The following is a 12,343-nucleotide window of genomic DNA, read 5'->3' as shown; positions in this document are numbered from 1 at the left end:
GCACGAGCGCGGCCGGAGCCCGCGACGTGCTGCACAACTTCAACACCGACGGCTTCGAGGCGCTCTACCCCAAGTACAGGGCGGGCGCCCGAAGACCTTCGCCCTGCCGGAACGACGGGAAACCAAGAAGATCGCAAAATCTGAGCCGGCCGAGCACGGCCTGCCGTTCTCGGCCTGGAGCCTGGTCAAACTGGAAGACCTCCAAGGACCCGGACTGCGCCGCCGGGCCACCTACACCCGCCGGCACGGACTCCGGCAGCTCTTCACCGCCTACGAGCGGGTGGGCGTGTTGTCCTCCGCGAGGCTCAGTGAGGTCGGGGAAGCCCTTCGTGCCGCTGAGCGGAGGAGGGAGTGGACCCCGATGACGGCTGCCAGGCTCCACGAGATCCAAAATGCCCGCCGTCTCGGAGGACTCGAGTAGCGGACGCCAGCAACAAGATCACGGTCTACGGCTGGAGTACTGACGGCGGCGGCCTGAGCACACCAAGCCGCTGCGCCCCGGTCCGCCGCCCGCTCCGCCGACCACCCCTGCCTATGCTCAAGCCCCCTGCAAGGCCGCGGCCCGCCGCAGCGTGTCCCCGATCCGCTCCAGCGCCTCTTCGTCCCGCTTCACCGACTCCAGCAGCGGCCCCTCCGCCGTGCGCCAGCGCCGCGCCACCGCGTCGGCCCGCTCGCCGGTGAGCAGCGCGGCGGCCTGGGCGGCAGCCCCGAGCGCGACCAGCTCCTCCGCTCGCGGCACCCGGACCGCCCGGCCGGAGAGCCGCAGCACGGTCTGCTGCCAGGCCCGGCCCTGGGCGCCGCCGCCGATCAGCAGCAGCGGGTCATCCTCCGCCGGGTCGGTGCCGCCCGCGCGCAGGACGCCGTCCAGGGCGGTGAGCAGGGCGTGGGCGGCGCCGTCGTAGGCGGCCTGCAGGAGTTGGCCCCGGGTGGTGTCGTGCCGCAGGCCGTGGACCAGGCCGGACGCGCCCGGCAGGTCCGGGGTGCGCTCGCCGTCCAGGTAGGGCAGGACGACGGCCGTGCCGCCGCCCTCGACTTCCTCCCGGCCGAGGCCAAGCAGTGCGGCGAAACTGTCCACGGCCAGAGTGCAGTTGAGCGTGCAGGCCAGTGGCAGCCAGTCGCCGAGTGCGTCGGCGAAGCCCGCGACGGTACCGCTCGGGTCGGCGGGCCGGGCCGGACCGACGGCGTAGACCGTGCCGGAGGTGCCGAGGCTGAGCACGGGCTGCCCGGGCAGCAGGCCGAGGCCCAGGGCCGCGGCCATGTTGTCGCCGGTGCCGGTGGCCACCAGGGCACCCGGGCGCAGCGGCAGCCCGTCCCGTACGACGCCGGCCCTCGCGCCCGGCGCGAGGACCTCCGGCAGCAGGGCGGCATCGAGGCCGATTCGGTCGAGAATGCCCTGGTCGTAGCCGTCCGGCCCCCACCAGCCCGTGCCGGAGGCGTCGCCGCGGTCGGTGACGGCCTCGCCGGTCAGCCGCTCGGTCAGGAAGTCGTGCGGGAGCCGGACGGCGGCGACCCGGTCCGCGTTCGCGGGCTCGTTGGCGCGCAGCCAGGCCCACTTGGCGGCGGTGAAGGCGGCGGTCGGGACGCTGCCGGTGCGCCGGGCCAGCTCGTCGGCGCCGAACTCGGCCCGCAGTTCGGCGGCTTGAGGCGCGGACCGTACGTCGTTCCACAGCAGCGCGGGCCGTACCGGTGAGCCTGCCGCGTCCAGCGCGACCAGCCCGTGCTGCTGGCCGCCGACCGAGACGGCGGCCGCGCGGTCGGCCCAGCCCGTGGCGGCCACCGCCTCGCCGAACGCCGCCCACCACTGCTCCGGATCGCTCTCGCGACGGCCGCCTGCGCTGACGGCGTGCGGGGCGCGGCCCTGGCCCAGCACCGCGCCGGTGTCGATGTCGACGGCGAGGGCCTTAGTGGACTGCGTGGAGCTGTCGACGCCGATCACGACGCGTTGCCCGGCCATGCGTTACCTCCCGTGGGGTTCCTTCTCAGGTTCCGGCATACTAATTTGTTGTTCGCCATTACAAACCATGTTTGCGCTCACATCCAGCACGCAGACAGCCACCCACCGATCCGGAGCCGCGCCATGCCCAGCGACGCCCTCTCGCCCACCCCCGCGCACAAGTTCACCTTCGGCCTGTGGACCGTCGGCTGGCAGGGGCGCGACCCCTTCGGCGACGCCACCCGCCCCGCCCTCGACCCGGTCGACGCCGTGCAGCGCCTGGCCGAGCTCGGCGCCTACGGCATCACCTTCCACGACGACGACCTGATTCCTTTCGGCGCGGGCGAGGCTGCCCGGGAGCAGGCCGTCAAGCGCTTCCGCACCGCGCTGGACGCCGCCGGGCTGAAGGTCCCGATGGCGACCACCAACCTGTTCACGCACCCGGTCTTCAAGGACGGCGCCTTCACCGCCAACGACCGCGACGTCCGCCGCTACGCGCTCCGCAAGACGATCCGCAACATCGACCTCGCCGCGGAGCTCGGTGCGAACGTCTACGTCGCCTGGGGCGGGCGCGAGGGCGCGGAGTCCGGCGCGGCCAAGGACGTGCGCACCGCACTCGACCGGCTGAAGGAGGCCTTCGACCTGCTGGGCGAGTACGTCGAGCAGCAGGGCTACGACCTGCGCTTCGCGATCGAGCCCAAGCCGAACGAGCCGCGCGGCGACATCCTGCTGCCCACCGTCGGCCACGCGCTGGCCTTCATCAACGAGTTGGAGCGGCCCGAGCGGGTCGGCCTCAACCCGGAGGTCGGCCACGAGCAGATGGCCGGGCTCAACTTCCCGCACGGGATCGCCCAGGCCCTGTGGCACGACAAGCTGTTCCACATCGACCTCAACGGCCAGTCCGGCATCAAGTACGACCAGGACCTGCGCTTCGCCGCCGGGGACCTCCGCCAGGCCTTCTGGCTGGTCGACCTCCTCGAGTCGGCCGGCTACGAGGGGCCCAAGCACTTCGACTTCAAGCCGCCGCGCACCGAGGACTTCGACGGCGTCTGGGCCTCGGCCGCCGGCTGCATGCGCAACTACCTGCTGCTGGCCGAGCGCTCCCGCGCCTTCCGCGCCGACCCCGAGGTCCAGGCCGCCCTCGCCGCCTCCCGCCTGCCCGAACTCGCCCTGCCCACCGCCGAGGACGGCCTGGCCGGCCTGCTCGCCGACCGCACCGCCTTCGAGGAGTACGACGTCGAGGCCGCCGCCCGCCGCGGCATGGCCTTCGAGCAGCTCGACCAGCTGGCCCTCGAGCACCTTCTCGGCGCCCGCTGAGACCCGGCGGGGCCCGCGCCGCACGGGTGCGCGGTGCGGGCCCCGCCGACCCCGACCGATCACTGCCGGGAGGCGGCCTTCTGGCCGCCGGGCAGCCCGGCAGCCGGCCTCACGAGCCGTGTGGTGCTTCCGGGGCAGGGAGTCGCTCGGTTTCGGCGCCGAAGGGGAGGAAGACGGTGCGGCCGGCGAGGAGCCAGGAGCCGTCGATCCTGCGGAAGGTGTCCTCGTAGTGGCCGACGTTCGCCGGGAGCCTTGTCCCGATGATCCCGCCCGAGTAGCCGTCGACCCGGTACGTCGTCAGGTACGAGACGGCCCGTGCCGTCGTCCCGGACTCCACCGTGACCAGGATGTTGGTCATCAGACGACGTGACAGCCGGTCTGCCGGGCGGGACGCGAAGTAGCGGCGCAGGGCCTCGCGTCCCTCGATGCGCCGCTCCCCGTGGGGCCAGTGCCAGAAGCCGTCCGAGGTGAACAGCTCGGCCACCGTGCCCGGGTCGCCGAGGTCGAGGCGGTGGATGAAGTCCACGATGATGCGCTCGCAGGCGCGTTCCGCGAGCATGCGCTCGACAGGACTGAGGATCTCGTCTTCCATGCCCTTTTCTAGCAGCACCAACAGGCCTCGGAGCAACGAGTTTTCCGCAGGTCTGCCAACGACTCCGCGGTGCGGACCCCGTCGTCCACCGGGATCGGCTCCCGGCTTCAGCGCTCCTCCTCCAGCCAGTCCGGCGTGCGGAACGTACCGCCGTACGCCGGGAGTTCGATCGTCCCGCCGTAGCGGGCGAGCTGGCTCCAGGGGCGGTTGAGGCCCGCCGAGCCGTAGCGCCGGACCCTGGTGACGGTGTCCAGGTCCAGGACGTCGACCAGGACCTCCTCCCCCGGGCCGGCCTGCTGGCGGACGACGCCCTCGGGGTCGACGATCAGGCTCTGGCCGACGCCTACCGGATCCGCGCCGTTGACGTTGACGACGTAGACCTGGTTGGTCCAGGCGTTGGCGCGGGCGCAGACCAGCTCCATCTCCCGGTCGCGGGTGGTGGTCAGCACCGGCTGGATGATCACCTCTGCGCCGAGCCAGGCGAGTTGGCGCGCCGTCTCGGGGAAGGAACCGTCGTAGCAGATGGCCAGCCCGATCCGGCCGACCCCGGGGATGTCGAAGACGGTGAAGCTGCTGCCCGGGGCGGCCTGCTCGTACGGCTGCCAGGGGAAGACCTTGCGGTAGCGGGCGGCGATGCGCCCCTGCGGGGAGATCGCGAGGGCGGTGTTGTGGATCGTGCCGTCCTCGGTGCGTTCGAAGACCGTGCCCGGGACGAGCCACAGGCCGGTCTCCACCGCCAGCGCGCAGAGCCGGTCGGTGAGCGGCCCGGGGACGGGGACGGCGGCCGCCTGCATCCAGCCGTCGGGGGTCGGGCCCAGCAGCGGCCCCTCAGCGGCGAGCAACAGCTCGGGAGCGACGACGAGTTGGACGTGGGGGAAGAGTTCGCGGATGGCCCGGACCTGGTCGGCGAACCCGGACCAGGTGGCCTCCAGGTCGTGGGGCACAGGGGCGGTCTGCACGGCGGCGATGGCCAGGGTGCGCATCAGCTCTCCTTCTGGGTGGTGACGACGGTGGTCTTGCCCTCGCGGAAGAAGCGGGGGAAGCGGTGGCGGACGAGCAGCGTGACCGGCACGCCGACCACGATGGAGCCGACGCCGAGCAGGAAGACCCCGCCGACGCCGCCGAAGGAGGTGCTGCCGTACCCAGGGGCGATCATGTCGTAGGCGCTGCGGGCGAAGGCGGCGAGCATCATCAGGCCGCCCAGCAGCGGCAGGAGGCCCTTGAGCAGGAACGCGCCGACGGACTGGCGCAGTTGGCGGCGGAAGTGCCAGACGCACGCGAAGGCGGTGGTGCCGTAGTAGCAGGCGATCAGCAGGCCGACCGACAGGATCGCGTCGCTCAGGAAGCGCCGCGAGGCCAGCTCGAGCACGACCAGCGTCACCCCGGTGGCAGCCCCGAAGAAGACCGTCCCGACCGTCGGCGTCCCGAACCGCGGGTGGATCCGGGCGAAGGCCTTCGGCATCGCGCCGTGGCTGGTCATCGACAGGAAGCCGCGCCCGCTGCCGACCAGCGAGGTGAGCATGGCCGACAGCGCGCTGACGCAGACCGCCAGCTTCACCACGATGGCCAGCACCGGGCCCACCAGCGGCGGCGCGAGCGCGGCCAGCACATCGGTCGCGTTGTCCGGGTTGCCAAGCCCGATCCCGGTGGTGCCGGTACCGGCGTAGCTGATCGCGGCGACAGAGATGAACAGGTAGGTGGCAAGCAGGACGGCGGTGGACACCAGCACGGCCCGGCCGGGCACGCGCTCGGCGTCGCTGGTCTCCTCGTTGACCGTGATCAGCGCGTCCCACCCCCAGTAGATGAACAGGCACAGCAGCACCGACTCCGCGAACGGCCCGGCCCCGCCGAACCCGAACGGATCGAGCCAGGACAGCGAGGGAGTGGCCGCACCGTGGCGGGCGAAGGCCGCGAAGCCGAGCCCGAACAGGGCGACGAGCTGCAGGCCGAGCAGCAAGTACTGCACGGAGGTGGCGAGTTGAAGCCCACGACGGGCGAGCCAGGTGACCGCCGCGAGCAGCGCCAGGCCGGTGACGGTGGTGGCGACGCTGTCGCCCGCCAGACCGTCCAAGCTCAGGAGCGAGAGCAGGTAGGCACCACTGACCTGGGACAACGCGGTCACCGCGTAGAGCGAGGCGATGGTGGGGACCCAGCTTCCGACCAGCCAGCCGATCCACGGGCCGAAGGCCCTGGTGTTCCACACGAAGGTGGTGCCGCAGTCCGGCATCTCCTGGTTGAGCTCGCGGAACGCGAAGGCGGTGAACAGGATCGGCACGAACCCCAACATCAGGGCGGCCGGGGCCAGTTGGCCGACGGTCGCCGTCACCAGGCCGAGGGTGATCGCGATGGAGTAGGCCGGGGCGACGCTCGAGAGGCCGAGCGCGACGGCGCCGAGCAGGCCGACGGTGCCGCTGCGCAGCCCTTTTCCGGTCGAGGGGGTACCGACTCTGGGGCCGTCCAGGTCGGTGCCGGAGGAGTTGAGCGTCACGGTGGGGACTCCTGACGTGAGGCGCGGTTGTTAAATGCAGATTTAAGAACCATGCCATGGTGACGTCAAGAGCTGGACGTATATCCTTGAACCCAGAGTGAGAGAAGGGCGGAGCATGGCGACCACTGGCAGGAAGGGCAAGGAGGCCCGCCGGGCCGAACTGAGCGAGGCCCTGCAGCGAGCGCTGCTGGTGCGGGGGCTGGAGGGGCTACGGCTGCGCGACATCGCCGACGAGGCCGGGGTCACGCCGGCGGCGGTGCTCTACTACGGCGACCTCGACGCGCTCGTCCACGAGACCTATCAGCAGGCGATCGAACGGTTCAGCCAGGAGCGGGAGCAAGCGGCCGAGCAGTTCACCGACGCCCGCGACCAGCTCCGCGCCTGCATCGACCTCGGGCCTGCCACCGGGCCGGACGACGCACTGACCCGGCTGCTGTACGAGTACTGGCCGCGCTGCCTGCGCGATCCGAAGGCAGCGGCCCTCGACAGCGCTCTGACCGAGCGTCAGATAGCCGTCTACGCCTCGATCCTGGTGCTCGGCCAGACCCAGGGGCACTTCGCCCTCTCCGATCCGCCCCGGCAGCTCGCAGCGAACTTCGTGGCGATGGAGGACGGCTACCAGATGGAGATCCTCTCCGGCCGCCGCACCCGGGCCGAGGTCGTCGCCGCCCTGCGCGGCTACGCCCGCGCGGTCACCGGCCACGACCTCGGCTGAACCCGGGGAACGGGTGGTCAGCCGGCCAGGCCCGGCAGTACCTCGGCGCCCGGCAGTTGGGCGAGCGCCCGGCCGGGGAGGATCAGCTTGCCCCGGCGCCGGCCGCTGCCGACCAGGACGTACGGGGCCGCGGCCACGGCTTCGTCGATGAGCAGCGGCCAGCCGCCGGGCAGCCCGACCGGGGTGATGCCGCCGTACTCCATGCCGGTCAGCTCGACCGCTGTTTCCATGGGCGCGAACGAGGCTTTGCGCGCCCCCAGGTGGGTACGGACGGCCTTGTTCACGTCCACCCGGGTGGTGGCGAGGGCGAGGCACGCGGCCAGCGTGACTTCGCCACCGCGCTTGGCCGCGACCACCACGCAGTTCGCGGACGCCTCCGGCGGCACTTCGTAGTGCTCGCAGAACACCGCCGTGTCCGCCTTCCCGGGATCGGTGTCCACGTACAGCACCGACTCGGCCGCCTCCCGCGCGTCCCAGTTCTTCAGGGCGTCGGCCACGGGGGCGGCCAGGTCGCCGCAGACCTCCAGCGCCCGGAAGACGGCCGCGAAGGACCCGAACGGAGCATGCATCGACTCACTCATGCACCGGACTGTAACCCGTCACACCGGGAAGGGGAGCTCGGCCTCCTGCGTGCCGGCCGGGCTGAGGTGCAGGGTGCCGGACGGGCTGCCGGTGCGCAGTTGCCAGGGGTGGGGGCTGTCGGTGGTGACGTGGAGGCGGTCGCCGGTGCGGCGCACGTGGAAGCGGGCGGTTTCGCCGGGGCTGTCGGGGCGGGGGATCAGCACGGTGCGCTCGGCACCGTCGGCGAAGGCGTGCACCCGCAGTTCGATGCCCTCGGCCCAGGCGGAGACCGGGCGTTGGTCGTCCGCCCCCAGCGGAATGACGGAGTCGGGGCGGGCGAGCAGCGGCAGGGTGTGGAAGCCGTGCTGCTCCCGCACCCAGCGGGGGCCGGTGACCTGAGCACCGGTCAGCAGGTTGGTCCACGTCCCCTCGGGCACGTAGTAGTCGACCGTGCCGTCCTCGGTGAAGACGGGGGCGACCAGCAGGTCGTCGCCGAGCAGGTACTGCCGGTCGAGCGTGGCGGCCGCCGGGTCGTCCGGGTACTCGAGCACCATCGCCCGCATCACCGGCACCCCGGTGGTGTGCGCCTGCTGGGCCGCGCGTTGGAGGTAGGGCGCGAGGCGGTGCTTGAGCAGGGTGAAGGCGCGGGTGACTTCGACCGCCTCCTCGCCGTAGTCCCACGGCACCCGGTAGGACTTGCTGCCGTGCAGCCGGCTGTGCGAGGAGAGCAGGCCGAACTGCGTCCAGCGCTTGAAGACCGCCGGGGTCGGGGTGCCCTCGAAGCCGCCGATGTCGTGGCTCCAGAACCCGAAGCCGGACAGGCCGAGCGAGAGCCCGCCGCGCAGCGACTCGGCCATTGCGTTGAAGTGAGACTCGCAGTCGCCGCCCCAGTGCACCGGGTACTGCTGGCCGCCGGCGGTGGCGGAGCGGGCGAACAGCAGTGCCTCCCCCTCCCCCCGCTCCTCCTGCAGCAGGTCGAACACGGCCCGGTTGTAGAGGTGGGTGTAGTAGTTGTGCATCTTCTCGGGGTCGGAGCCGTCGTGCCAGAGCACGTCGGTGGGGATCCGCTCGCCGAAGTCGGTCTTGAAGCAGTCGACTCCGACCGCCAGCAGGCCGCGCAGCTTGCCGGTGTACCACTCCCGCGCGGCGGGGTCGGTGAAGTCGACCAGAGCCATGCCGGGCTGCCAGAGGTCCCACTGCCAGACACTGCCGTCCGGCCGCCGCACCAGGTGGCCGGCCCGCCTGCCCTCCTCGAACAGCGCGGACTTCTGCGCGATGTACGGGTTGATCCACGCGGAGATGCGCAGCCCCTGCTCCTTGAGCCGGGCCAGCATCCCGGCCGGGTCGGGGAAGGTCTCGGCGTCCCACTCGAAGTCGCTCCACTGGTACTCGCGCATCCAGAAGCAGTCCAGGTGGAAGACGCTCAGCGGGATGCCGCGGGCGGCCATGCCGCCGACGAAGCGGTTGACGGTCGCCTCGTCGTACTCGGTGGTGAACGAGGTGGTCAGCCACAGGCCCAGCGCCCAGGCCGGTGGCAGCGCGGGGCGGCCGGTCAGGGCGGTGTAACGCTCCAACACCTGCTTGGGGGTGGGGCCGTGGACCACGAAGTACTCGAGCGACTGGTCCTCGACGCTGAACTGCACCTGGCCCACCGACTCGGAGCCGACCTCGTAGGACACTCTTCCCGGGTGGTTGACGAAGACGCCGTAGCCCCGGTTGGTCAGGTGGAACGGGATGTTCTTGTAAGCCTGTTCACTGCTGGTGCCGCCGTCGGCCTGCCAGATGTCCACCACCTGGCCGTTGCGGACGAACGGGGTGAACCGCTCCCCCAGACCGTAGACCGACTCGCCTACTCCGAGCGAGAGTTGGGCCAGCATGTGGTGGCGGCCCACGGCGTCGGTGACGAAACCGGTGCCGCGCTCGCCCACCGAGGTCAGCGCGCGTCCGCCCGCACTGAACTCCAGCTGCCAGGGCCCGGAGGTGTCCACCCGCAGCGTCAGCTCGCCGGAGGACAGCTCCACCACCGCGCCGTCCCGGCGCACCTTCCCCGCTCCCTCCTCGGCCCCGGGCAGCGCGAACTCGGGGCCGCCCCGCACCGATCCGGCGTGATGGGTGGTGCGCACCCCGATCACGCCCTCGGCCGGGGACCAGCAATCGACGGTCAGCAGCGGGCTGTTGAGCGTGTCACCACGGCCGCGCACGTGCTTCACGGGCGCGTAGAGGGTCATCCGGTCCGCGCTCGCCCGGACGTCGGCGACCTCGGTGGCATAGCGCGCGGTGACGCCCGGGCGCATCAGCCAGTAGCCGTCGGTGAACTTCATCGGGCTGGTTCCTCCGTCCGCGCGCGGTGCGCGGTGATCAGGCCCCGGAACCAGTGGTAGCTGTCCTTGGGCGTGCGGGTGAGCGTGTCGAAGTCGACGTGGACCAGGCCGAAGCGCTGTTCGTAGCCCCGGGCCCACTCGAAGTTGTCCAGCAGGGACCAGACGTAGTAGCCGCGCACGTCGACCCCGGCCGCGACGGCCTCGGCCACGGCGGCCAGGTGCTCGGCCAGGTAGTCGATCCGCTGCGCGTCGTGGACCAGGCCGTCGGCGGTGAGGGTGTCGGCCTCGGCGGTGCCGTTCTCGGTGATCCAGACCGGCGGCAGCTGCGGGTGGCGCCGGTGGAGCTCGCACAGCAGCTCGGTGAACGCCTTCGGCACGACCGGCCAGCCCATGGTGGTGTGCCGGGTGCGGTAAGGGTCCAGCTCGGTGACGCCGATGTCCACGGCGGTGCGCTGCTCGGGGTCGGCCGCGCGGTGCGCGGCGGCGGCCACGGTGATCGGCCGGTAGAAGTTGACGCCGAGGAAGTCCAGCGGCGCGCCGATCAGTTCCAGGTCATCCGCTCTGCGCCAGGGGCCGTCGGCCAGCCCGCCCCAGGTCTGCCGCTCGTACGCGGGGTAGCGCCCGGCGAACAGCGGCTCGGTCCAGATCTCGTTGTGCAGGGTCGTGGCGCGGCGCTTTGCGGCGAGGTCCTCGGGGAGCGTGGAGGCGGCGTGCACGCGGTCGAGGTTGAGGGTGATGCCGACCTCCCCGACACCGGCCGCGCGCAGCTCGCGCACCGCCAGGCCGTGGCCGACCAGCAAGTGGTGGGCGGCCGCCAGTGCGCCCCGGCCCTCCCGGGCCCCGGGCGCGTGCCGGCCCTCGGCGTAGCCGACGAAGGCGGAGCAGTACGGCTCGTTGAGGGTGATCCAGCGCTCGACTCGGTCCCCGTACCGCTCGGCGGCCAGCGCCGCGTACGCCGCGAACGCCTCGGCGGTGGCCCGCACCCGCCAGCCACCCCGGTCTTCCAGCGCCTGCGGCAGGTCCCAGTGGTACAGCGTGACGGTGGGCGCGACGCCGACGGCCAGCAGGTCGTCGATCAGCCGGTCATAGAAGTCCAGACCCTTGGGGTTGACCGGGCCGGTGCCCTCCGGCAGCAGGCGGGGCCAGGAGATCGAGAAGCGGTAGCCGTCCACGCCGAGCTCGCGCAGCAGGGCGACGTCCTCGGGGTGGCGGTGGTAGTGGTCGCAAGCGGCGTCGCCGGTGGCGCCGCCGTGAGTGCGGCCCGGGGTGTGGCTGAAGGTGTCCCAGACGGACGGGCCGCGGCCGTCCTCCTGGTGGGCGCCCTCGATCTGGTAGGCGGCGGTGGCGGCGCCGAAGCGGAAGCCGGCGGGCAGCTCCGGGAAGGCCGCCCAGCCGTCCTGAGCGGGAGTGGTCATGCAGGGCCGAGTCCGCGCTCGCGCAGCCAGGCGAGCTGGGTGGGCGGGTTGGAGCCGCAGCCGCCGCTGTGGTCGGCGAAGGGCCAGACCGTCATGGTGCGGTCCGCGCCCCCGTAGTGGTTGAACGCCGCGTAGACGGTCGACGGCGGGCAGACCGGGTCCATCAGGCCGACGCTGAACAGCGCCGGGGCGGTGGCCCGGGGGGCGAAGTGCATCCCGTCGAAGTGGTCGAGGACGGCGAAGGTCTCCGCCACCTTGTGCCGGCTGTGCCAGCGCAGGTACTTGACGATCTCCGGGTACGGCCCCTCGAAGGCGATCTGCACGGAACGGCGGAAGTGGCACAGGAACGGGACGTCCGGCAGCACTGCCGCGATACCGTCCCCGGTCAGACCGGCGACGGCCAGCGCGAGGCCCCCGCCCTGGCTGGCGCCGGTCACCACGATCCGGTCGGTGTCGAGGCCGGGCAGCTTGGCGACGGCGTCCACGGCCCGCACGCAGTCGGTGATCAGGCGCCGGTAGTAGTAGTGCTCCGGGGAGTCGATGCCCCGGGTCATGAAGCCCTCGACCCACTGGGTGCCGTCGCCCTCGGTCCGGTCCGGGGTGTCGTGGCCCTGGCCCCGGCTGTCCACGACCAGCTGCGCGTACCCGGCGGCGGACCAGAACAGGTGCTCGGTGGGCAGGCCGCGACCGCCGCAGTAGCCCTGGTAGCTGACCACCACCGGCAGCGGCCCCTCGGCGCCGCGCGGGCGCAGCAGCCAGGCGGCCACCGGCTCGCCGTTCCAGCCGGGGAAGCGCACGTCCTCGACCTCGACGGTGCGCAGGCCGGACTGCTCGGTGACGCGCTCGGCCTTGACCGCGCCGTCGTAGGAGCGGGCCTCGGCGAGGGTCCGCTGCCAGAACTGGTCGAAGCCTTCCGGGATGGTCAACTCGGGCCGTTGATCGACGAGTTCGTCGAGGCCGAAGTCGGTGAGCGGCATGGGGATTCCTCCGGGCGGTAATGA

The 12,343-nt window shown here is 72.2% G+C and carries 10 protein-coding genes and 1 pseudogene; 3 read left to right on the top strand and 8 right to left on the bottom strand.

The window, feature by feature from the left end:
* Positions 1–2: 2 nt before the first annotated feature.
* Positions 3–199: pseudogene (locus ABT095_RS19650) on the top strand (helix-turn-helix domain-containing protein); the annotation flags it as partial.
* A 339-nt stretch (positions 200–538) separates the two neighbouring features.
* Here the strand turns inward: ABT095_RS19650 and xylB are convergent.
* Positions 539–1,954, bottom strand: coding sequence for a xylulokinase (gene xylB, locus ABT095_RS19645; RefSeq protein WP_350530714.1), 1,416 nt, complete (start codon positions 1,952–1,954; stop codon positions 539–541).
* Between the two features lie 123 nt (positions 1,955–2,077).
* Between xylB and xylA the strand changes: the two genes are divergently transcribed.
* Positions 2,078–3,250, top strand: coding sequence for a xylose isomerase (xylA, locus tag ABT095_RS19640; protein ID WP_350530713.1), 1,173 nt, complete (start codon positions 2,078–2,080; stop codon positions 3,248–3,250).
* A 109-nt stretch (positions 3,251–3,359) separates the two neighbouring features.
* Here the strand turns inward: xylA and ABT095_RS19635 are convergent, their stop codons facing one another.
* From ABT095_RS19635 to ABT095_RS19625, 3 genes are all read right to left on the bottom strand, one after another.
* A complete protein-coding gene (locus tag ABT095_RS19635; protein ID WP_350530712.1) occupies positions 3,360–3,842 on the bottom strand; it encodes a nuclear transport factor 2 family protein in 483 nt (160 codons plus the stop codon).
* A gap of 107 nt (positions 3,843–3,949) precedes the next feature.
* On the bottom strand, positions 3,950–4,825 hold the full coding sequence (locus tag ABT095_RS19630) for a carbon-nitrogen hydrolase family protein (RefSeq protein WP_350530711.1): 876 nt from the start codon (positions 4,823–4,825) through the stop codon (positions 3,950–3,952).
* The gene (locus tag ABT095_RS19625) at positions 4,825–6,330 is read right to left on the bottom strand and encodes an APC family permease (protein ID WP_350530710.1); all 1,506 of its coding nucleotides are present in this window, start codon (positions 6,328–6,330) and stop codon (positions 4,825–4,827) included. The genes ABT095_RS19630 and ABT095_RS19625 overlap by 1 nt, the downstream gene beginning before the upstream one ends.
* A 115-nt stretch (positions 6,331–6,445) precedes the next feature.
* On the opposite strand from ABT095_RS19625, the gene ABT095_RS19620 reads away from it, so the two are divergent.
* A complete protein-coding gene (locus ABT095_RS19620; RefSeq protein ID WP_350530709.1) occupies positions 6,446–7,045 on the top strand; it encodes a TetR/AcrR family transcriptional regulator in 600 nt (199 codons plus the stop codon).
* Positions 7,046–7,062: 17 nt separating this feature from the next.
* On the opposite strand, the gene ABT095_RS19615 is transcribed toward ABT095_RS19620, so the two are convergent.
* Genes ABT095_RS19615 through ABT095_RS19600 form a run of 4 tightly spaced genes read right to left on the bottom strand, consistent with a single transcriptional unit; the run spans position 7,063 to position 12,319 of the window.
* Positions 7,063–7,614, bottom strand: coding sequence for a YbaK/EbsC family protein (locus tag ABT095_RS19615; RefSeq protein ID WP_350530755.1), 552 nt, complete (start codon positions 7,612–7,614; stop codon positions 7,063–7,065).
* Positions 7,615–7,644: 30 nt separating this feature from the next.
* Positions 7,645–9,927, bottom strand: coding sequence for an alpha-xylosidase (yicI, locus tag ABT095_RS19610; protein ID WP_350530708.1), 2,283 nt, complete (start codon positions 9,925–9,927; stop codon positions 7,645–7,647).
* On the bottom strand, positions 9,924–11,342 hold the full coding sequence (locus ABT095_RS19605; protein ID WP_350530707.1) for a GH1 family beta-glucosidase: 1,419 nt from the start codon (positions 11,340–11,342) through the stop codon (positions 9,924–9,926). The genes yicI and ABT095_RS19605 overlap by 4 nt, the downstream gene beginning before the upstream one ends.
* Positions 11,339–12,319 (bottom strand): acetylxylan esterase, encoded by a 981-nt coding sequence (locus ABT095_RS19600; RefSeq protein WP_350530706.1) that lies wholly within the window; start codon positions 12,317–12,319, stop codon positions 11,339–11,341. Before ABT095_RS19600 ends, ABT095_RS19605 begins: the two co-directional genes overlap by 4 nt.
* Between the last annotated feature and the right edge of the window lie 24 nt (positions 12,320–12,343).

Source organism: Kitasatospora sp. NPDC002227 (assembly GCF_040296285.1).
Classification (GTDB): domain Bacteria; phylum Actinomycetota; class Actinomycetes; order Streptomycetales; family Streptomycetaceae; genus Kitasatospora.
The sequence above is the reverse complement of the archived record's forward strand: the minus strand, read 5'-3'. Positions and strand labels throughout refer to the sequence as shown.

Bases quoted from the DNA above. Each gene is read 5' to 3' on its own strand.
- xylB (WP_350530714.1), bottom strand. From the start codon at position 1,954: ATGGCCGGGCAACGCGTCGTGATCGGCGTCGACAGCTCCACGCAGTCC.
- xylA (WP_350530713.1), top strand. From the start codon at position 2,078: ATGCCCAGCGACGCCCTCTCGCCCACCCCCGCGCACAAGTTCACCTTC.
- ABT095_RS19635 (WP_350530712.1), bottom strand. From the start codon at position 3,842: ATGGAAGACGAGATCCTCAGTCCTGTCGAGCGCATGCTCGCGGAACGC.
- ABT095_RS19630 (WP_350530711.1), bottom strand. From the start codon at position 4,825: ATGCGCACCCTGGCCATCGCCGCCGTGCAGACCGCCCCTGTGCCCCAC.
- ABT095_RS19620 (WP_350530709.1), top strand. From the start codon at position 6,446: ATGGCGACCACTGGCAGGAAGGGCAAGGAGGCCCGCCGGGCCGAACTG.
- ABT095_RS19615 (WP_350530755.1), bottom strand. From the start codon at position 7,614: ATGCATGCTCCGTTCGGGTCCTTCGCGGCCGTCTTCCGGGCGCTGGAG.
- yicI (WP_350530708.1), bottom strand. From the start codon at position 9,927: ATGAAGTTCACCGACGGCTACTGGCTGATGCGCCCGGGCGTCACCGCG.
- ABT095_RS19605 (WP_350530707.1), bottom strand. From the start codon at position 11,342: ATGACCACTCCCGCTCAGGACGGCTGGGCGGCCTTCCCGGAGCTGCCC.
- ABT095_RS19600 (WP_350530706.1), bottom strand. From the start codon at position 12,319: ATGCCGCTCACCGACTTCGGCCTCGACGAACTCGTCGATCAACGGCCC.